This is a genomic window from Cupriavidus alkaliphilus, from assembly GCF_900094595.1.
Lineage (GTDB): Bacteria > Pseudomonadota > Gammaproteobacteria > Burkholderiales > Burkholderiaceae > Cupriavidus > Cupriavidus alkaliphilus.
On the sequence record NZ_FMAD01000010.1, the window covers coordinates 225161 to 244473 of the forward strand.

General features: G+C 67.8%; 17 protein-coding genes and 1 tRNA gene. 15 read left to right on the forward strand and 3 right to left on the reverse strand.

All coding sequences use genetic code 11. From position 1 onward, the window contains the following. The first annotated feature begins 117 nt into the window (after positions 1 to 117). The 12 genes from def (at position 118) to GA0116996_RS21145 (ending at position 11206) form a co-directional block, all read left to right on the forward strand. Entirely contained in the window at positions 118 to 624 is a 507-nt protein-coding gene (def, locus tag GA0116996_RS21090) for a peptide deformylase (RefSeq protein ID WP_018005004.1), read from the forward strand. Positions 625 to 777: 153 nt separating this feature from the next. Further along, positions 778 to 1791 (forward strand): methionyl-tRNA formyltransferase, encoded by a 1014-nt coding sequence (gene fmt / locus GA0116996_RS21095; RefSeq protein WP_092315490.1) that lies wholly within the window; start codon positions 778 to 780, stop codon positions 1789 to 1791. Between the two features lie 181 nt (positions 1792 to 1972). Further along, positions 1973 to 2833: a zinc metalloprotease HtpX gene (gene htpX / locus GA0116996_RS21100; protein WP_018005006.1), complete on the forward strand. Its 861-nt coding sequence runs from the start codon at positions 1973 to 1975 to the stop codon at positions 2831 to 2833. Positions 2834 to 2974: 141 nt separating this feature from the next. Next, positions 2975 to 4414 carry a 16S rRNA (cytosine(967)-C(5))-methyltransferase RsmB gene (gene rsmB, locus GA0116996_RS21105; protein WP_092315492.1) on the forward strand — a complete coding sequence of 480 codons (1440 nt, stop codon included), beginning with the start codon at positions 2975 to 2977 and terminating at the stop codon, positions 4412 to 4414. A 9-nt stretch (positions 4415 to 4423) separates the two neighbouring features. Then, positions 4424 to 5278, forward strand: coding sequence for a DUF4390 domain-containing protein (locus GA0116996_RS21110; protein WP_092315494.1), 855 nt, complete (start codon positions 4424 to 4426; stop codon positions 5276 to 5278). Further along, positions 5275 to 7707 carry a sensor histidine kinase gene (locus tag GA0116996_RS21115; RefSeq protein ID WP_092315496.1) on the forward strand — a complete coding sequence of 811 codons (2433 nt, stop codon included), beginning with the start codon at positions 5275 to 5277 and terminating at the stop codon, positions 7705 to 7707. The genes GA0116996_RS21110 and GA0116996_RS21115 overlap by 4 nt, the downstream gene beginning before the upstream one ends. Positions 7708 to 7759: 52 nt before the next feature. Then, positions 7760 to 8470: a response regulator gene (locus GA0116996_RS21120; protein ID WP_018005010.1), complete on the forward strand. Its 711-nt coding sequence runs from the start codon at positions 7760 to 7762 to the stop codon at positions 8468 to 8470. A gap of 60 nt (positions 8471 to 8530) precedes the next feature. Then, positions 8531 to 8606 (forward strand) — tRNA-Phe (locus GA0116996_RS21125). A gap of 279 nt (positions 8607 to 8885) precedes the next feature. Continuing rightward, on the forward strand, positions 8886 to 9173 hold the full coding sequence (locus GA0116996_RS21130) for a BrnT family toxin (protein WP_092315571.1): 288 nt from the start codon (positions 8886 to 8888) through the stop codon (positions 9171 to 9173). After that, on the forward strand, positions 9139 to 9489 hold the full coding sequence (locus tag GA0116996_RS21135; RefSeq protein WP_092315498.1) for a BrnA antitoxin family protein: 351 nt from the start codon (positions 9139 to 9141) through the stop codon (positions 9487 to 9489). The genes GA0116996_RS21130 and GA0116996_RS21135 overlap by 35 nt, the downstream gene beginning before the upstream one ends. Before the next feature lie 197 nt (positions 9490 to 9686). Beyond that, positions 9687 to 10178, forward strand: coding sequence for a hypothetical protein (locus tag GA0116996_RS21140; protein WP_092315500.1), 492 nt, complete (start codon positions 9687 to 9689; stop codon positions 10176 to 10178). A gap of 287 nt (positions 10179 to 10465) precedes the next feature. After that, positions 10466 to 11206: an aquaporin gene (locus GA0116996_RS21145; protein ID WP_092315502.1), complete on the forward strand. Its 741-nt coding sequence runs from the start codon at positions 10466 to 10468 to the stop codon at positions 11204 to 11206. On the opposite strand, the gene GA0116996_RS21150 is transcribed toward GA0116996_RS21145, so the two are convergent. Then, a complete protein-coding gene (locus GA0116996_RS21150; RefSeq protein WP_092315504.1) occupies positions 11190 to 12818 on the reverse strand; it encodes a carbohydrate porin in 1629 nt (542 codons plus the stop codon). The two genes, GA0116996_RS21145 and GA0116996_RS21150, sit on opposite strands and share 17 nt — an antisense overlap. 501 nt (positions 12819 to 13319) lie before the next feature. Here GA0116996_RS21150 and GA0116996_RS21155 point away from each other — a divergent pair. From GA0116996_RS21155 to dinB, 3 genes are all read left to right on the forward strand, one after another. Continuing rightward, positions 13320 to 14456, forward strand: coding sequence for a TRAP transporter substrate-binding protein (locus GA0116996_RS21155; RefSeq protein ID WP_092315506.1), 1137 nt, complete (start codon positions 13320 to 13322; stop codon positions 14454 to 14456). A gap of 149 nt (positions 14457 to 14605) precedes the next feature. Beyond that, a complete protein-coding gene (gene rarD / locus GA0116996_RS21160; RefSeq protein WP_092315508.1) occupies positions 14606 to 15511 on the forward strand; it encodes an EamA family transporter RarD in 906 nt (301 codons plus the stop codon). A gap of 64 nt (positions 15512 to 15575) precedes the next feature. After that, positions 15576 to 16655 (forward strand): DNA polymerase IV, encoded by a 1080-nt coding sequence (gene dinB / locus GA0116996_RS21165; RefSeq protein ID WP_092315510.1) that lies wholly within the window; start codon positions 15576 to 15578, stop codon positions 16653 to 16655. Between the two features lie 74 nt (positions 16656 to 16729). Here the strand turns inward: dinB and GA0116996_RS21170 are convergent, their stop codons facing one another. Further along, positions 16730 to 17749, reverse strand: a complete 1020-nt coding sequence (locus tag GA0116996_RS21170) for a DUF2272 domain-containing protein (protein WP_092315512.1) — start codon at positions 17747 to 17749, stop codon at positions 16730 to 16732. Between the two features lie 242 nt (positions 17750 to 17991). After that, entirely contained in the window at positions 17992 to 18270 is a 279-nt protein-coding gene (locus tag GA0116996_RS21175) for an HU family DNA-binding protein (protein WP_012354324.1), read from the reverse strand. Between the last annotated feature and the right edge of the window lie 1043 nt (positions 18271 to 19313).

Below are 19313 nucleotides of genomic sequence, written 5' to 3' on the forward strand. Positions count from 1 at the left end.
CGTGCCTGTTGCGGCGCGCCTTGAATTTTTGTACTTGCGCCCCGATTCTGCATGTAAACATCCGCCGCCGCAACGCGGCCCGGTTGCCGGCAGCAGCCGGCGTTGCGCCCCAGCATCATGGCAAAACTCGACATCCTGACCTACCCCGATCCCCGCCTGCACACCGTCGCCAAACCCGTGGCCGCGGTGGACGACCGCATCCGCCAGCTGGTCAAGGACATGGCGGAAACCATGTACGAAGCGCCCGGCATCGGCCTGGCCGCGACCCAGGTCAACGTGCACGAGCAGGTGGTGGTGATCGACGTCTCGGAAACGCGCGACCAGCTCCAGGTCTTCATCAACCCGGAGATCGTCTGGGCCAGCGACAACCGCAAGGTGTGGGAAGAGGGCTGCCTGTCGGTGCCCGAGGTCTATGACCGGGTCGAGCGCCCCGACCGCGTGCGCGTGCGCGCCCTCAACGAGAAGGGCGAAAGCTTCGAGCTCGATGCCGACGACCTGCTGGCGGTATGCATCCAGCACGAGATCGATCACCTGCGCGGCAAGGTCTTCGTCGAGTACCTGTCGCCGCTCAAGCTCAACCGCATCAAGAGCAAGCTGCAGAAGCGCGAACGCACCCGCATGTAAGCCGCCGCGCGGCAATAAAGATGTAACAGCGCGCCGGAATCCTGCCACCCGCGTGCGGCAGCGGCGCGGGGTCTGTTATCTTTATGACTTCCGAAGAACCACGATACCGGCCGCGATAGCGGCCGGTGCCATTTCAGGCCACGGAAACCTGCCATGTCCCAAGCCAGCCCCTTGCGTGTCGCCTTTGCCGGCACGCCCGAGTTTGCGCGCGTCGCGCTGGAAGCCATCCACGCCGCCGGCTTTCCGGTGGTCGCGGTACTGACCCAGCCCGATCGGCCCGCCGGCCGCGGCATGCAGCTGCAGGCCAGCCCGGTGAAGCAGTTCGCCGTTGCCAATGGCCTGGCGCCGGTGCTGCAGCCGCGTTCACTGCGCCGCCAGGGCAAGTATCCCGAAGAAGCCACCGCGGCGATCGAAACGCTTGCCGGGCTCGCACCCGATGTCATGGTGGTGGCGGCCTACGGCCTGATCCTGCCGGCCGAGGTGCTGACGCTGCCGCGGCTGGGCTGCCTGAATATCCATGGCTCGCTGCTGCCGCGCTGGCGCGGCGCGGCGCCGATCCACCGCGCCATCGAGGCGGGCGACGCCGAGACCGGCATCACGCTGATGCAGATGGACGAGGGCCTGGACACCGGCGACATGCTCACACGCGGGGCGGTGCCGATCGGCGCGGACGACACCACCGGCACGCTGCATGACACGCTGGCCGCGCTGGGCGCGCGCATGATCGTGGATGCGCTGCGGCAACTGGATGCCGGCCGCCCGCTGCCGGCCACGCCGCAACCGGATCAAGGCGTCACCTACGCCGAGAAGATCGCCAAGGACGAAGCGCCGCTGGACCTGCGCCGCCCTGCCGCCGAGCTGGCCAACCAGGTGCGCGCCTTCAACCCGTTTCCGGGCGCCACCGTGCAGGTAGGCGACACCGTGATCAAGTGCTGGCAGGCCGTGCCGCTGGCGGCGGCCAGCAGCCTGCCGCATCCGCCCGGCACGGTGCTAGCGTCCGACGCCGCCGGCGTCCTGATTGCCTGCGGCGAGGGCAGCGCACTGCAGGTCACCGAGCTGCAGAAGCCGGGCGGGCGCCGCCAGCCGGCGCAGCAGTTCCTGCAAGGCCTGCCGCTGCCGCCCGGCACGCGCTGCGTGGTGCCCGGCGAGGGCAGCGCGGCGGCCTGAGCGGGCAGCCCTTTGCCGCACATGGCGCTCGATGTGCCGCGGACGGCGCCCCCCTGCCTGCAAGTGAGCAACATTGCAAAGGCCATTGGACGGCCGTTGAATTTTCTGCGATCGGCCCCTATCTAACGGGCATCGCGTCAGCTTTTCCGGGGCGCGTCACGATTTCACGGAGATCACCGCAATGTTCAACTGGGTCAAGACCTTCATGCTGATGGCGGCCATCACGGCGCTGTTCATCGTCATCGGCGGCATGATCGGCGGGCGCAGCGGCATGATGTTCGCGCTGCTGATCGCGCTGGGCATGAACTTCTTCTCCTACTGGTTCTCGGACAAGATGGTCCTGCGCATGTACAACGCGCAGGAAGTCGATGCCGGCAGCGCGCCGCAGTTCTACGGCATGGTGCAGGACCTGGCGCAGCGCGCCGGCCTGCCGATGCCGCGCGTCTACCTGATCAACGAAGACGCGCCCAACGCCTTTGCCACCGGCCGCAATCCGGAACATGCCGCGGTGGCGGCCACCACCGGTATCCTGCGCGTGCTGTCCGAGCGTGAGCTGCGCGGCGTGATGGCGCACGAGCTGGCCCATGTGCGCCACCGCGACATCCTGACCTCGACCATCGCCGCCACCATGGCCGGCGCGATCTCGGCGCTGGCCAATATGGCGATGTTCTTCGGCGGGCGCGACGAGAACGGCAACCGCACCAACCCGATCGCCGGCATTGCCGTGGCCATCCTGGCGCCGCTGGCGGCCTCGCTGATCCAGATGGCGATCTCGCGCGCGCGCGAATTCGAAGCCGACCGCGGCGGCGCCGAGATCAGCGGCGACCCGCAGGCGCTGGCCAGCGCGCTGGACAAGATCCACCGCTACGCGCAGGGCATCCCGTTCCAGGCAGCCGAGGAGCATCCGGCCACGGCGCAGATGATGATCATGAACCCGCTGTCCGGCGGCGGCATCGCCAACCTGTTCTCGACCCATCCGGCCACCGAGGAACGCATCGCGCGCCTGATGCAGATGGCACAGACCGGCACCTACCCGGCCTGAGCCGCCGGAAATCCGGGGCGCGGCCCCGGCACAAGGTAAACTGCCCGCTGTTCCGCGTGGACCGGCGGGCTTTTTTTGGCCCGTGCCCACGCCTTCCCGATTCACCGCCTTACCCGCTGCCTGATCCGCCGCCTGACCGATATGCGCCTGCCTCCCGATTCGCTTGCCTTCCAGATGCTTGGTGCCGCCGCCGCGGTGCGCGCCGTCAGCGAAGGCACGGCCTTGCCCCAGGCGATCGAGGACGCCGCCGCGCAACTGAAGCTGGACCGCGTGCGCGACGCCGCCACGCGCGGCGCGCTGCAGGACATCGCCTACCGCACCATGCGCCAGTTCGGCACCGCGCGCGCACTGGTGACCAAGCTGGTGACGCGCCCGCCCGGCGCGCAGGTCGATTCGCTGCTGGCGGTGGCACTGGCACTGTTGCTGGAACATGCACCGGGCCCGCGCGAGCGGCACGACGGCGCCGACCCGGCGCGCCACGATGCCGACGCCGGCCGGCCGGGCTACAGCACCTTCACGGTGGTCGACCAGGCCGTGAGCGCGGCCGCCTCCGAACCCAAGACCGCCCATGCGCGCGGACTCGTCAACGCGGTGCTGCGCCGTTTCCTGCGCGAGCGCAAGGCGCTGCTGGCCGAGGTCAACCGCGACGAGCAGGCGCGCTGGAACATGCCGCCGTGGTGGCTGCGCATGCTGCGCGAGGCCTACCCCGACCAGTGGATGGCGCTGGCCGCCAGCGCCAACGTGCGCCCGCCGATGACGGTACGCGTCAACACCGCGCGCGTGTCGGTGCAGCAGTACCGCACCGACCTCGCCAACGCAGGCCTGGCCGGGCACGTCGTTGGTCCGCAGGCCGTGCGCCTGGTGCGCGCGGTGCCGGTGAACCAGCTGCCCGGCTTTGCCGAAGGCGCGGTCTCGGTGCAGGACGCCGGCGCGCAACTGGCCGCGCCACTGCTCGAGGTGGCCGACGGCATGCGCGTGCTCGATGCCTGCGCGGCGCCAGGCGGCAAGACCGGACATTTGCTGGAGCTGGCCGATATCGAAGTGACCGCGGTCGAAAGCGATCCGCAACGCGCCACCCGCATCGGCGAGAACCTGGCGCGCCTGGGCAAGACCGCCAGGATCGTGGTCGGCGATGCCAGCCGGCCCGCCGACTGGTGGGACGGACAACCCTTCGACCGCATCCTCGCCGACGTGCCGTGCTCGGCCTCGGGCATCGTGCGGCGCCATCCCGATATCCGCTGGCTGCGCCGCGAAACCGATATCGCCAAGCTCATCACCGAGCAGCGCCGCATCGTCTCGCAGCTTTGGCCGCTGCTGAAGCCGGGCGGCATCCTGGTCTATGTCACCTGTTCTATTTTCCCAACGGAGGGCGAGGAGCAGGCGCGCTGGTTTGGTGAGCAACTGGCAGATGCGATACGATTGCAGGCGCCGGGACAACTGCTGCCCGGCACCCATGCAACGCTTGCCGCGGGCGCGGACGGTGACAAGGCCACCCTTGACAGCACCGGCCGCACCGACGGTACCAGCCTGCCATCCGATCACGATGGCTTCTTCTACGCCCGCTTCCAGAAACGCGCCTGATCTGATCCGATGCCGAGCACGCCGCGCCTGTCAGGCTTTCGCGTTGAAGTGGACCTCCGCCGCAGACTGCTGGCGCGCTGGGCACTCGCGCTGCTGCTGGCGCTGGCCGCCGCGCTGTGGCTGCCGCGCGCCGCACAGGCACAGGTGATCGAAGCCACCGAGGCCCGCGTCGAATACCAGGACGGCGGCTTCGAGCTTGCCGCCAGCTTCGACTTCGACCTGCCGCCCGCACTCGAGGACGCGCTGCACAAGGGCATCTCGCTGTATTTCGCGGTCGACTTCCAGCTGTCGCGCTCGCGCTGGTACTGGTTCGACGACAAGCCGGTCAACACCACCCGCAGCGTGCGGCTGTCGTACCAGCCGCTGACGCGCCAGTACCGCATCTCCACCGGCGGCCTGCAGCTGCCGTTCACGCGGCTGAAGAGCGCGCTGCAGTTTATCCAGCGCGTGCGCGGCTGGCGCGTGTTCGAGCGCAACGCGGTCAAGCCCGGCGAGACCTACAACGCCGAAGTGCGCATGCGGCTGGACCTGTCGCAGTTGCCCAAGCCGTTCCAGATCAACGCCGTCAACACGCGCGACTGGAACCTGGCGTCCGACTGGCGGCGCTTCACCTACACCGTGCCGACCGACCTGAGCGCGCCGCCCGCGCCACCGCCGCAGCCGCCGGCACCGCCACCCGCGTTGCCCGCATCGCCCGCGCTGCCGGCCTCGCCGCCCATGCCCGCGCCCGCACCGTCGCCGGCCTCGATGCCTGCCGCGGCCAACGAGCGCGGCCTGATGGAAGGACGCGGTCTGTATCTGCAGGCCGCGTCGTACGCGCTGTCGCCGGCGATGCTGGCGCAGCCCGCGCCGAGCCAGCCATGAGCAACCCGTTGTGGGACAGCCGGTTCCGGCGCGTGCTGTACCGCGTCGTGGCCGGCATCATCGTGTTCCTGGCGCTGGTGCTGGTGGGCCTGCTCGCCGGCGCCTCGGCCAATACCGAATTCTTCGATCGCTATTTCACGCTGCTGTTCAAGGTGAATCTGGTGATCGGCGCGCTGCTGGTGCTGACCGTCGGCGCGCTCGCGGTCACGCTGTGGCTGCGCTATCGCCGCGGCAAGTTCGGCACGCGGCTGATGACCAAGCTCGCCGTGTTCTTCGGCGTGGTCGGCGTGCTGCCCGGCGTGCTGATCTACCTGGTGTCGCTGCAGTTTGTTTCGCGCAGCATCGAGTCCTGGTTCGACGTGCGCGTGGAAACCGCGCTCGAGGCCGGACTGAACCTGGGCCGCTCCACCATCGACAGCTCGCTTGCCGACCTGCAGGTCAAGGCACGGCTGATGTCCGAGCAACTGGCCGGCGCCTCCGGCGTGGCCACCTCGCTGCAGCTGAACCGGCTGCGCGAGCAGTACGGGGTGCAGGAAGCCGCCATCTTCACCGGCAGCGGCCGCGTGCTGGCAAGCGCTTCCAGCAACTATGCCTCGCTGGTGCCGGACCTGCCTTCCGGCGTGCTGGCGGAACAGGCGCGGCTGGCCGGTGGCTATGCCGCGGTGGAGGGCGGCACCGATCCGTCGAGCGATGTCGGCCAGGCTGCCGAGCGTGTCGACAGCAGCCACCTGTATCGGGTGCGCGTGATCATCCCGCTGGGCGCGGCGCCAGGGCCGGCACAGGATACGGTCAGCGCCGCCAGCGCACCGCGTGCGCTGTCCCGCCCGCCGCGCTGGGCCGGCTCGGGCCTGTCGGTGGAGCGCAGCCCGGAAGATTCGCCGTCGAGCGGCTTCGGCCTGGTCGGCGAGACCGTGCGCGAAGAGCGCTACCTGCAGGTGCTGCACCCGGTGCCGGCCGTGCTCGCGCGCAATGCCGACGAGGTCCAGCGCGCGTACCAGGAGTACCAGGAGAAGGCGCTGGGCCGCACCGGCCTGCGCAAGATGTATATCGGCACGCTGACGCTGACGCTGTTCCTGGCGGTGTTCATCGCGGTGATGCTGGCGCTGCTGCTCGGCGGCCAGCTGGCGCGGCCGCTGCTGATGCTGCTGCAGGGAACCAAGGAAGTGGCCGAGGGCGATCTGTCGCCAAAGCGCGAACTGAAGAGCCGCGACGAGCTGGGCATGCTTACGCAGCAGTTCAACCAGATGACGCGCCAGCTGGCCGAGGCGCGCCTGGCGGTCGAAGAAAACCGCGCCGCGCTGGAGCAGTCGAAGGCCTACCTCGAAAGCGTGCTGCAGAACCTCACCGCGGGCGTGCTGGTGTTCGACCGCCGCTTCGTGCTGATCACCGCCAACCCCGGCGCCGAGCGCATCTTCCGCCAGCCCTTCGGCGCGGTGCTGGGTCTGCCGATGGAACAGATTCCCGGCATGGGCGCGTTCGGCGAGATCGTGCGCCAGGCCTTCTCGGACCAGAACACCAGCGAGGTACTGGGCGGCGCCGAGCACTGGCAGAAGCAGATCGAACTGCCGCAGGGCGAGGAGCAGCCGCTGACGCTGCTGGTGCGCGGCGCGCGCCTGCCCGGCGGCGAGCGTGACGAGCCCGGCTATGTGATCGTCTTCGACGATATTTCCGATGTGATTTCCGCTCAACGCTCGGTGGCGTGGGGCGAGGTGGCACGGCGCCTGGCGCACGAGATCAAGAACCCGCTCACGCCGATCCAGCTCTCGGCCGAGCGCCTGCAGATGAAGCTCTCGCCCAAGCTGGAAGGCACCGATGCCGACGTGCTCAAGCGCGGCGCCGCCACCATCGTCAACCAGGTGGCGGCGATGAAGCGCATGGTCGATGATTTCCGCGATTACGCGCGCACGCCGCCGGCGGTGCTGCAATCGCTTCAGCTCAACAGCCTGGTGGCCGAGGTGCTGCACCTGTACGGCATCGACGATCCGGCGGTGCACGAGCACCCGGTGATTCATCCGACGCTGGGCCGTGCGCTGCCCGAGATCAAGGGCGACCCGACGCAGCTGCGCCAGGTCATCCACAACCTGCTGCAGAACGCGCAGGACGCGGCCGCGGAGAACGTCGCGGCCGGTAGGGCGGCGCCCCATATCACTCTGCACACCGAGACTGTAGAATACAAAGATTCTGCCGGCGAGAACCGACAGGCCGTCAAGCTCACCATTGCGGACAATGGTCCCGGTTTTGCACCACGCATCCTGAGCCGTGCGTTCGAGCCCTATGTGACCACCAAAGCCAAGGGCACTGGTCTCGGGCTCGCGATGGTAAAGAAGATCATTGACGAACACGGCGCGCGCATCGAACTGCGCAATCGCATGGAAGGTGCCGAGATCGTCGGTGCGCAGATCTCGATCCTGTTCGTTAAACTGGCATAGTCAACATTGGCGTCCGGTCCCGGAACGCTGCGGTGGGGTTAAGAGGGGAAGTATGGCAACCATCCTCGTAGTCGATGACGAAATGGGAATCCGGGAGCTGCTCTCGGAGATCCTCAGCGACGAAGGCCATGTGGTCGAACTCGCGGAAAACGCGCAACAGGCGCGCGATTACCGTGCGGCGGGCACGCCCGATCTCGTGCTGCTCGATATCTGGATGCCCGATACCGATGGCGTCACGCTGCTCAAGGAGTGGTCCGCGCAGGGACAGCTGACCATGCCCGTGATCATGATGTCGGGCCACGCCACCATCGATACCGCGGTCGAGGCCACCAAGATCGGCGCGCTCAATTTCCTGGAAAAGCCGATCGCGCTGCAGAAGCTGCTGTCCGCGGTGGAGCAGGGCCTGGCCCGCGGCATCGAACGCCCGCGCAGCAGCGCCACGGCCGCCGCCGCACCCGCCACCGCGCCGACGGCGGAGCCGGGCACTGCCGCCGCCACGCCCGAGGCCACTGCCGAAGCCGCGCCCAATGGCAGCCCGGCGCGCGTGCCCGAGGCCGAGATGCAGTTCTCGTTCGACATGCCGCTGCGCGAAGCGCGCGACCTGTTCGAGCGCGCCTATTTCGAATACCACCTGCTGCGCGAACACGGCAGCATGACCCGCGTGGCCGAGAAGACCGGGCTGGAGCGCACCCACCTGTACCGCAAGCTCAAGCAGCTCGGCGTCGAACTGGGCCGCAACAAGCCGGAACCGGCCGAGCACTGAGGCAGTGCCCTACATGACGCTTGACTGGTCCTGAAAGTCCGGTTATAGTTTCGCTTCTTTGGCCCGGTAGCTCAGTCGGTAGAGCAGAGGATTGAAAATCCTTGTGTCGGCGGTTCGATTCCGTCCCAGGCCACCAGAACAGGAAAAGCCCGGCTCTTGCAGCCGGGCTTTTTGCATTGGGCGCTCCCTGTGCGCGCCATGCCTGCCGCGCTCTCCGGCGACACATCTGCATTCCACCCACGTCGCATCCCCCCGAACCGCTAGACACGGCTGACCGAAGTCAAGGTTGCCTTGCGCGTGCCGGCACATCGTGACGCGCTCGACAGCAGGAAGCTTGCCTGCTGCAGCCGACAGAGAATTTTTGTACTGGCAAATATTCCTTGTCCCGCCTATTTAATGCCTATACAATAAATTGGTGCCGCTCGTGTTCGAGCCGGTCAAGGATCTGGCCAACCAGATCAAGCATGGCGTACCGCTCGCCTTGGCCGAAGCATTTGAGATGGATGGTGCGCTGATCCGGGACGATCTGCGCTTTGCATACGGTGAAGGGCGCGTGATCGCGACCGGGATGATCGGCAACCGTGTCTTTGTAATGGTCTACACGATGCGAGGCGAGACGATGCGCGTCATCAGCCTGCGCAAAGCCAATCGCCGCGAGGTACTGAAGTATGTCAACGAAACGCAAGGTTCATATCCCGACTGATGCCGAAGACATGGCACTGACCCGCGCAGCGCAGGCCGATCGTGACAACCCGCCGCTGACGGATGCCGAGCTGGCGCGCATGCGGCCGGCGCGTGAAGTCCTGCCCCGGCTGGTCGGTGGAAAGGCAGCGCAAGCGCTGTTGCGACCCCGCGGACGTCCGGCGCTGCCGGAAGGCCAACGCAAGGTCACGCTGAACATGCGTTGCGACCGCGATGTGGTCGAAGCCTTCAAGGCAACCGGTGATGGTTGGCAGACGCGCATCAACGACGTGCTGCGTGCCTACGCGAAGTCGCACCGGATGCTGTCCAGCCGCTGACGCGGCCGTCGTTTTGCGCGTCGCGCAACACCCAATCCAGAAGTAAAAATCTTCTACTTGGCACCCGATCCATGTCTCTCTACGATGCCCTGACACGCCGCCGCCAGGCGGGCGGGCCAGGCCGGCCAAGCCGCATCCCAAGTCTTATATAAAGCAGATACGCCGGCCCGGGCCGATACCTTTTCACCGGGGGTTCGATGGACACACTGATCGGGACGGACAAGCACTTGCCGCCGCAGACCGCGGCCGGCGAGCGTGGCTTGTGGAAGAGCACCGTGGCGGCGGCCAGCCAGGCGCTGGGGGCGGCGGGGCGGATGCAGCAGGCGGTATCGCAGACCCTGAAGCTGCAGAACAAGATCCGTGCGCTGCGCGACGAGCTGCATCAGATGGAAGCCGAGCGCGATGTCTACCGCGAGCTGCACGCGCGCACGGTGGAAGAGCTGCACCAGGCCATCGACCGCAGCCCGGCGGAGATCAAGCGGCTGCGCGCCGAGACCGAGGCCATGCAGGTGCGCCATCGCGCCTACAAGCTGCTGGTGCAGCACTACATGCGCCTGGGCTCGCCGATCGATCCCGCCGTGTTTGCCGAACAGCGCAGCCGCGTGCAGCAGCACATCCTGTTCCAGCGCCGCAAGGGCATCCCGGTGGCGAATATCGTGGTCGAGGATATTGCGTTCCTGTTGCGCTGAACGGCGCGATTCGAAACCCGGCGTCAGCACACAACATCGCCAGCGCGCATTGACGCGCCCGGGCCGCGGCGGAACACTGTCGCGACCGCGCGCGCAGCCGCTGCGCCGCGGCGTTGACCTGCTCAGGGCAACGACCTGCCACCGTTCGAGGCGTCGTCTCAGGCGACGTTGTCCATCTTGTTGCTGCGCGCTGTCCCCATCGTTTCCGCCACCGGCCCCGATACAATGCCACGGGCCGGGCTTGCTCCCGTCCCCACTTCGCGCCGCTGCGCCGGCGCAGCGCAGCGATGAGTACGCTGGCGCGCCGCCTGGTGGCGGAAGGACTCGGCACCGCGCTGCTGGTGGCGATCGTGGTCGGCTCTGGCATTCGAGCCGAGCGCCTGGCAGCCGGCGATACCGCGCTCGCGCTGCTGGCGAACTCGCTCGCCACCGGCGCCGGGCTGGTGGCCTTGCTGGTGTCGCTGGGGCCCGTCTCGGGCGGGCATTTCAACCCGGTGGTGAGCTTGTCGGCGCTGGTGCAGGGCAAACTGGCCCCACGCGATGCGCTGCGCTACGTGCTGGTGCAGCTGGCGGGCGGCGTGTGCGGCGTGCTCGCGGCGCATGCCATGTTCGGCGAGCCGGCACTGGCGTGGTCGGCGCAGAGCCGCACTGGCGCCTCGATGTGGTGGAGCGAGTTCGTGGCGACCTTCGGCCTGGTCGGCGTGGGCATCGGCACGCTGCGCAGCCGCCCGCAACTGGTGCCGTTCGTGGTGGCCGGCTATATCACCGCGGGCTACTGGTTTACGTCGTCGACCTCGTTCGCCAATCCCGCGCTGACGCTGGCCTGCGCGCTGACCGATACCTTCACCGGGATCCGGCCGCAGGACGTGCCGGGCTTCGTGCTGGCGCAGATCGGCGGCGGGCTGGCGGCCACGCTGCTGTTCCACTGGCTGTTGCGCAAACCCGCCGCGGTGGCACCGGCGCCGGCCAGCACCCTGAGCGGCGCGAGTACCTGCGTGAGTACCAGCGCAACTACCAGCGCCGATTGAGCTGCACGCCGAAGATCGAGCCGCTCGGCTGCGAGGCCCACGCGTCGGCCGGCGCGGTGTAGCCGATGCCATCCACGTCGCTGGCGCGGCTGTAGGTGTAGAAGGCGCGCAGGTTGGCATTGCCGGCCGACTTGCCCAGCGTCAGCGTCGGCGCCACGGTCAGCGCGGTGCGCTGGCCGCTCACGCCGAAGCCGGACGAGATCTGGTCGTGCGACACCTCGAAGTTCAGCCGGAACTGGCTGCTGGCCACGTACGCGGGGCGCAGCCGCGTGGTAGTCCACTGCAGCGTGCCGACCGGCGAACGGTCGAACTGCAGGCTCTGCTCGACGGCGCCGCTCAGCCCCCAGCGGCTCTTCCATTCGATCGAGTCGGCGACGCGCGTGCGCGACAGCGACGGTCCCATACCGGTATAGCCGGTCATGGCATTGCGCGAACCCGAGCCGAACTGCAACCCCAGCCGGTTGGTGCCGAACAGCACGCCTTTCTGCTCGTGCAGCGCCGAAGCCCACCACGCCCCGCCGGAGTCCTCCACCAGCGGCTGCGCTTCCACCCGCGTGAAGCCGAGCTGGACCGAACCCAGTTCATTGGTGGGGATCGGCGCGGTGCGCAGCGAGTGGTAGCTGGGCAGGTTCTGTCCGTTCTGGTCGGCGCGCGCGGTGTACTGGTAGTTCAGGCCGATATCGCCAACCAGCTTGGCGTTGTCCACGCCGAAGCGCATCGCCGTGGAATTCGGCGGCAACAGCCCGGACGACATCAGGAACGGCGCGTTGTCGCGCCGGCCGGCCCACATGGTGGCGCCGTCCAGCACCGCCAGGCCGCTCACCGCCGTATAGAACTGCGGCACCAGCGCATAGGGATCGATCGCCGCCGGGCGGCCATTGACGGTAGTGGCGTCGGTGCCGCGCGCCTGCGCGATCAGCATCACCTGGGCGCCACCGTCGAGGTCCAGCACCGACTCGCGGATCCGGACCTCGCCCGCGCTGCGGCAGGCCAGCCCGCTGCCGATGCCGGTGGACAGCGCGCCGCCGGGGCAGGCACGCATGGTGGACGGGCGATCCTCGACCGCCGCGCGGCCACTGTAGCTCAGGCGCCACACGGAATCGCCCGCCGGGTCTTCGGCGGGCAGGTGGGAATGCAATACCGGCGGCGCGTCCGACGGGGTGCCGGCGTCCGCAGCGCCTTGAGCCGGGGCGGGGGACGCCTCGGCCTGGAACTCGCCAAGCCTGGGCGGGAACAGCACCAGCGGCGGTGGCGGCGGGGCCGGGGGTTCGGGCGGGCCGACGAAATCGGGATCGACCGGCGGCGGGCTCGCGGCAACGCTGGTGTCCGCCGAAGCGGGTACGGTGACGCTCGCCGCGGGCGCCACTTCGCCGGCGATCAGCGCGGCAAGCGGGTCTTCGGTGGTGGCCGGCGCGGGCGATGCTGCCGCCGGTATGCCTGGCGCCGCCACTGACGCCGTGACCGTTGCCGGCACCGCCGGCCGCGGCGCGATGCGCGGCGGCTGCAAGGCTGCCGCGGATTCGTCAGCGCCCGTCACCGGGGCACCGGTCTGCGCGCATGCCGCCAGACCCCAGGCAGCCAGCACGGCAAAGCCGAGGCGGCGCAGCGGCACGCGGCGGCCTGCGCAAGCGCCGGGCGGCTTCAGGAGGAGTCGACGAGAACAAGCGGGCAATTGGTACGGCAACGAGGCAATTCAGCGGGCAACCACGATATCCGGCAGGCAGGGCTCCGGAGGCGGGACTGTTTTTTATCAGCCGAGACCATTTGACCGCAAGCCGGGTTACAAAATCCATCACAGCGTGCGGCGTCTCACAATACGAAAAACAGCGGAAATGGCGCAATCGACTAGCGAAAACCCGCACTTGCGCGGGGCCCCGTGCCGAAAGGGCCACCGCTATAATCGGCTGGCTTGTCTTTCGGGTAAGACAGCCCTCGGCCGTGGGCGCGGTTCCAGCGTCCGGCATGCAGGGCACGCCGCCGTGCCCGTTCGCCACAGGCACTGCGCTGCGCAGGCCGCCGTACCCCGGCGGCCGGTGCGTCACGGTCCGGCGCGCGGCCTCATGCAAGCCGTGCGCCCGCATCCGAATCAATATCTATAAGAGGAGAAGTGGAGATGGAACGTCGTTCCTTTCTGTTGAAAGCGTCGGCCGTGGCTGCCACCGGGGCACTGGCCGCGTGCGGCAAGGGTGAAGAGAAGGCAGCGCCTGTCGCCGCCAGCGGCCCGGCCGCGCCGGCCGTAGTGGGCAGCAACCCCGCCGTGGAATGGCGCCTGGCCTCGAGCTTCCCCAAGTCGCTCGACACCATCTTCGGCGGCGCAGAGACGCTGTCGGCCCGGGTCCGCGAACTGACCGACGGCAAGTTCAACATCAAGGTCTTCGCCGCCGGCGAAATCGTGCCGGGCCTGCAGGTGCTGGACGCGGTGCAGAACAACACCGTGCAGATCGGCCACACCGCCGGCTACTACTACTTTGGCAAGAACCCGACGCTGTGCTTCGACACCACCGTGCCGTTCGGCCTGACCACGCGCCAGCAGAATGCCTGGATGCTGCAGGGCAACGGCATGAAGCTGATGCGCGAGTTCTTCAAGGAATACAACGTCGTCAATTTCCTGGGCGGCAACACCACCGCGCAGATGGGCGGCTGGTTCCGCAAGGAAATCAAGACCGTGGCCGACCTGCAGGGCCTGAAGTACCGCATCGCCGGGTTTGCCGGCGTGGTGCTGTCGCGCCTGGGCGTGGTGCCGCAGCAGATTGCCGGCGGCGACATCTACCCCGCGCTGGAGAAGGGCACCATCGACGCGGCCGAGTGGGTGGGCCCGTACGATGACGAGAAGCTGGGCTTCTACAAGGTGGCCCCGTACTACTACTATCCGGGCTGGTGGGAAGGCAGCGCGCAGCTGTCGTTCTACGCTTCGGCCAGCGAGTTCGAGAAGCTGCCCGCGCTTTACAAGCGCGCGCTGGAAACCGCCACTATCGAGGCGCACACCGCCATGACGGCCAAGTACGACACGGTCAACCCGCAGGCGCTGGCACGCCTGCTGGAAAACGGCGTCAAGCTGCGTCCGTTCTCCAAGGAGATCATGGAAGCGTGCTTCAAGGCGACCCAGGAGTCCTACGCCGACGAAACCGCGAAGAACCCGTCGTTCAAGAAGATCTACGACGACTGGCGCGTGTTCCGCAACAACCAGGCCGCCTGGTTCAACGTGGCCGAGCAGGGCTTCGCCCAGTTCAGCTTCGCGCGCAAGCTGTAAGCCGCGTGGCGCCCGGGCAACCGGGCCCGCCGCAAACCCCATGATCCTTCGGGAGCATGGGGTTTTTTATTGGCGGCGGCCGCACGCGGCGCGCGCCGGCGGGGATGGCGCGGCCCCGGTAGAATCGCCGGCATCGATCGGAAAACCTTATGCAACTCGGCATTCTCTACGCCCTGCTGGCGTACCTCATCTGGGGCCTGCTCCCGCTCTACATCAAGTCGCTGCCCGGTATCGCCCCCATGGAGATCCTGCTGCACCGGATGGTGTGGTCGCTGGTCTTCCTGGGCCTGATCCTGGCCTGGCGCCGCCAGTGGGCGTGGCTGGGCCAGGTGGTCAGGGACCGGCGCCTGTTGCTGTCGTTTGCCGCCAGCGCGGCGCTGCTGTGCGCCAACTGGTTCCTCTATATATGGGCGGTGTCGGCCAACCGCGTGGTCGACGCCAGCCTGGGGTATTTCATCAATCCGCTGTTCAGCGTGCTGCTCGGCGTGGTGTTCCTGCATGAGCGCCTGCGCCGGCTGCAATGGCTGGCGATCGCAGTGGCGGCGGCCGGCGTGGCCTGGCTGACGATGGCGGCAGGGCAGCTGCCGTGGATCGCGCTGGGCCTGGCCGCCAGCTTTGGCGGTTACGGGCTGCTGCGCAAGACCGGTGCGCTGGGCGCGCTGGAAGGGCTGTCGCTGGAAACGCTGCTGCTGTTCCCGCTGGCCGCGGCGGCGCTGGGCTGGCTGTTCGCCACCGGCCAGGACAGCTTTACCCACGCAGCGCCGGGTACGCAGTGGCTGCTGTTGCTGGCCGGGCCGGTGACGGCGGTGCCACTGCTGTTCTTCGCCGCCGGCGCGCGGCGCATTCCGCTGTCGCTGCTGGGCCTGCTGCAGTACACCGGTCCGACCCTGCAACTGCTGCTCGGCGTGTGGCTGTGGCACGAGCCGTTCCCGGCGCAGAAGCAGGTGGGGTACGCGCTGATCTGGCTGTCGCTGGCCTTGTATGCGGCCGAAGGGCTGTGGATGAATGCACGGCAGAAGCCCGCCGGCATTCAATCGATCAATGAGACTGCATGAAAATCAATATCGGCTATCCATCCCACGGATAATCCGCCGCTAGCCGCTTCCCATCCCGGCCTCCATGTCCGCCCCGCCTGACGCCATTGCCGCGGTCCAGCGCAAGATCATCCATTGCGACTGCGACTGCTTCTACGCCTCGGTTGAAATGCGCGACGACCCGTCGCTGCGCGGCCGGCCGATGGCCGTGGGCGGCGCGCCCGACCGGCGCGGGGTGATCGCCACCTGCAACTACGAGGCGCGCGCCTACGGCGTGCGTTCGGCGATGGCATCGGCGCAGGCGCTCAAGCGCTGTCCGGACCTGCTGATCGTGCGTCCTGCGATGGACAAGTACCGCGAGGTCTCGCGCCGCATCTTTGCGATCTACCGGGAATACACCGCACTGGTCGAGCCGCTGTCGCTGGACGAGGCCTACCTCGATGTCAGCCTGTGCACGCACCATGGCGGCAGCGCCACCCGCATCGCCGAAGAGATCCGCCAGCGCGTGCGGGAGGAAGTCGGGGTGACCGTGTCGGCCGGCGTCGGCCCCAGCAAGTTCGTCGCCAAGATCGCCAGCGACTGGAACAAGCCCGACGGCCTGTTCGTGGTCAGGCCGGCCGCGGTCGATGCCTTTGTCGCCGCGCTGCCGGTGGAGCGCATCCATGGCGTGGGCAAGGTCACCGCGGCCAAGCTGCGCCGGCTCGGGGCCGAGACCTGCGGCGACCTGCGGCCGTGGTCGCCGGACCGCCTGCATCGCGAGTTCGGCGTGTTCGGGGCGCGGCTGTACAAGCTGTGCCGGGGCGTCGACGAGCGCGCCGTCACGCCCGAGCGCGAGCGCAAGTCGATCAGCGTGGAAGAGACCTATGCCGACGATTTGCCCGACCTGCAGGCCTGCCTGGCCGAGCTGGAACCGCTGATCGCCTTGCTGGAGGCGCGCATTGCGCGCGCCCAGGCGCACGACACCATCGACAAGCTCACGGTAAAGCTGCGCTTCTCGGACTTCCGGCAGACCACGGTGGAATGCCGCGGCCATGCCCCGGACCGCAACGTCTATGCACGGCTGCTGGCCGAGGGCCATGCGCGCCGGGGCTTGCCGGTTCGGCTGCTGGGCGTTGGGGTGGGCACGAGCGACCGGGATACCGCGCAGCTGGAATTGTTCGACTGACCCCTTTTTATTTATACGATTTATCAGCAACGAATAAACAATCGCCCACTAATAAATCGCATCGATAAATTAATCTACTGCAGGTCGTTGCGCATCACCAGCAGCCAAGGCATATGCGAGTTGGTGACCCCGTCGAGTCGGCCCGAGTCGCCCAGCTCGATCTCTTCCATCGAGACCGATTGCTGGACGTTGCCGCCGATGGCGCGCACCACGCGCGCGGCCGGATCCACGGCGACCACGATGTCGCAATGCATCGGCGTGGTACCGAAACCGATCTCGGCGATGTCTTCGAGATAGCGGTCACGGCCGCGGCCGGCGCAGATGATGTCGCCGGGGCGGGGCATCGCGGGTACGGGCTCGATGCGGAATGCCGGGCGCGGCAGGATCCCGTCGCGGGCATCGACCACGTACATCGAGTGCGACTGGCCGGTCAGGAACTGGCGCTCGTCCAGGCCCGCCTTGCGCAGCACCCATGACACAAAGACCGCCGACCAGGCCCAGGCGCCCTGCGTGACCTGCCTGCAGCTGGGCGCTTCGCCGACGATGCCCCAGTAGCGGCGCGCCAGCGTGCAGCCCAGCGGCGTGGCCTCCATGCCGGTGCCGTCCGGGAAAGAAAGGCAGCTGGCTGCCGGCGGCGGGTTGCCGTTGGTCTTGGACTCGGTGTCGGTGGTGGCCACGGCGGGCGCTGCGGCGTCGGTCGGGGACGCCGGCGGCAGTTCGGGGGGCAACTCAGATGGCAATTCCGGCGCCGGCACCGGGCTGTAGGTCACGCAAGAGCTGTCGTCGCGGCCCAGCCGCACCACCTGCCCGCCCCACCGAGCCCATTCCTGGGTGGCGATCTCGACGATGCGCTCGCGCGGCGTGGCGCCCGGGCTCGTCATCGGCCGCTCGCTATCCTGCAACGCCCGTGCCTGCGGGCGAGCCGGTTCGCTGACCGCGGTGCAGGCGCTCAGCAGCGCCAGCAGCGCGGCCGCGCAGGCAGTGCGCAGCGGCAGCGGCGGGGTGGGCGCCTGTGGAGAACGCTGTGGAATCGGCTGTGGAAAGCGTTGTGCATAACGCTGTGGAGATCTGCGGTGCTGCGGACGGGCAAGCATGTTGGCCCCACATGGCACGGCGCCCGGCATGGCGAGTTCTGGCCAAGGCTGGACGCCTGTTGGAAGACTTTGGCGCGCCATCGCCCAGGCGCGCAGCGGGCGATGCGGCGGATACTGCAGGATATTCAGATCACGACTGTGGATAACGTCCCCCGCCTGGCGCGCGCCTGCGCCCTCGGGCACCGGGGCGGCGGCATGGCGGGGTCAGGCAATGCCGGGCTCTGCAGTGCAGCCCGTCAGGATCACTGGTTGACAGCGTCCTTGAACTTCTGGCCAGCCTTGAACTTCACGGTCTTGGCGGCTTCGACCTTGATTTCTTCACCGGTACGCGGGTTGCGCGCCATGCGCTCGCCACGCTCGCCCTTGCTGAACGTGCCAAAGCCGATGAGGCTCAGCGTGTCACCCTTGGCCACTGCGTCCATGATGGCCGACAGGGTCACGTTGAGTGCCTGTTCCGCCTTGGCCTTGGTCAGACCGTCCACCCCGGCTGCGATAGCGTCGATCAGTTCGGTTTTCGTCATGCTTCACTCCGTATCGAGTTGATAAAACACAGGCGTCCCAATGCCGGGCGGCCAGGCTGGCACCGCTCCGGCAAAGACGCCGCGGGCCACATGATACCGTGTCGGACAAGGCGCACCGGGAACAGATTGTTACCTGGCAGTTTCCGCGAGGCCGCGCCAGCACGGGGCTGGAGGCAAATCGACGTTGCAGGAGAGGAGTCCGCTGTCGGCGGAATAGCGGCGTAAATGGCAAATGCGCGGCGAATGCGGTACGTCTGCCGACTGGGCTGCCGCGATTGGCGTGGCACGGTATACCCGCGTGCCAGGCGCCTTCAGAAGGCCGCTGACAGCCCTGAGATCCGTTGCCGGGGTCTGGGCACCCTCGCGCTCTTGAACGGACTGGAGACGCCCTACGGGCTGCAACGCAGCCAACTGCACTATGGTGCATGTGTTGATCAGCGCCACGGCCAGCCTCGCCAGGCGTTATTCGGCGCGTGCATGGGGCCCTCGGCATCGCACTGAACGGTGATCAGCCGCCATCCGCGTATACCGCAGCGATTACGGTCTTGCCGCCCGGTATACGTCGCCGGTATACGCACCGCCCGAACGGGCAAACAGAAAGTCTCTCGCAAACTCGCCGTTTACGCCTGTCGCTTTTCGGACGATGCCCGGGGACCCGGATCGTTCTTTCGGTTTACCTTTTTCTTTCATGTATACAGATAGTAGTAGTAGGTAAACACCCGCAGCCGCTGTGGAAAACCCCGTAAACATCTTTGCCTTCAAGGGTTTACGTAAACGAGAAGTGGTCTCATCGAATGTTGGCCGAGGTGGAAGACTCAGCCCAATGGATGAGGTGCGAGCCGAACCCCCTCCGACTTATGCCCGAGGCATCCCCACGCCAGCCCCAGGCAGCCCACACCCAATCCGCGTGCTTGTCCACAGATCGGGGCGCGGTTATCCACATGTCGGGTGGTAAACGGTCGCGACGTATACCGGTTGCGGCCACCGGGTGAGGTAGGGCGTATACGTCTGTTTGGGCCGGTTGCTGATGTGTTGCTACGTAT

What these genes read in the sequence shown, in the direction of transcription:
- def (WP_018005004.1), top strand. Translation starts at nt 118, where the DNA reads ATGGCAAAACTCGACATCCTGACCTACCCCGATCCCCGCCTGCACACC.
- fmt (WP_092315490.1), top strand. Translation starts at nt 778, where the DNA reads ATGTCCCAAGCCAGCCCCTTGCGTGTCGCCTTTGCCGGCACGCCCGAG.
- htpX (WP_018005006.1), top strand. Translation starts at nt 1,973, where the DNA reads ATGTTCAACTGGGTCAAGACCTTCATGCTGATGGCGGCCATCACGGCG.
- rsmB (WP_092315492.1), top strand. Translation starts at nt 2,975, where the DNA reads ATGCGCCTGCCTCCCGATTCGCTTGCCTTCCAGATGCTTGGTGCCGCC.
- GA0116996_RS21110 (WP_092315494.1), top strand. Translation starts at nt 4,424, where the DNA reads ATGCCGAGCACGCCGCGCCTGTCAGGCTTTCGCGTTGAAGTGGACCTC.
- GA0116996_RS21115 (WP_092315496.1), top strand. Translation starts at nt 5,275, where the DNA reads ATGAGCAACCCGTTGTGGGACAGCCGGTTCCGGCGCGTGCTGTACCGC.
- GA0116996_RS21120 (WP_018005010.1), top strand. Translation starts at nt 7,760, where the DNA reads ATGGCAACCATCCTCGTAGTCGATGACGAAATGGGAATCCGGGAGCTG.
- GA0116996_RS21135 (WP_092315498.1), top strand. Translation starts at nt 9,139, where the DNA reads ATGTCAACGAAACGCAAGGTTCATATCCCGACTGATGCCGAAGACATG.
- GA0116996_RS21140 (WP_092315500.1), top strand. Translation starts at nt 9,687, where the DNA reads ATGGACACACTGATCGGGACGGACAAGCACTTGCCGCCGCAGACCGCG.
- GA0116996_RS21145 (WP_092315502.1), top strand. Translation starts at nt 10,466, where the DNA reads ATGAGTACGCTGGCGCGCCGCCTGGTGGCGGAAGGACTCGGCACCGCG.
- GA0116996_RS21155 (WP_092315506.1), top strand. Translation starts at nt 13,320, where the DNA reads ATGGAACGTCGTTCCTTTCTGTTGAAAGCGTCGGCCGTGGCTGCCACC.
- rarD (WP_092315508.1), top strand. Translation starts at nt 14,606, where the DNA reads ATGCAACTCGGCATTCTCTACGCCCTGCTGGCGTACCTCATCTGGGGC.
- dinB (WP_092315510.1), top strand. Translation starts at nt 15,576, where the DNA reads ATGTCCGCCCCGCCTGACGCCATTGCCGCGGTCCAGCGCAAGATCATC.
- GA0116996_RS21170 (WP_092315512.1), bottom strand. Translation starts at nt 17,749, where the DNA reads ATGCTTGCCCGTCCGCAGCACCGCAGATCTCCACAGCGTTATGCACAA.
- GA0116996_RS21175 (WP_012354324.1), bottom strand. Translation starts at nt 18,270, where the DNA reads ATGACGAAAACCGAACTGATCGACGCTATCGCAGCCGGGGTGGACGGT.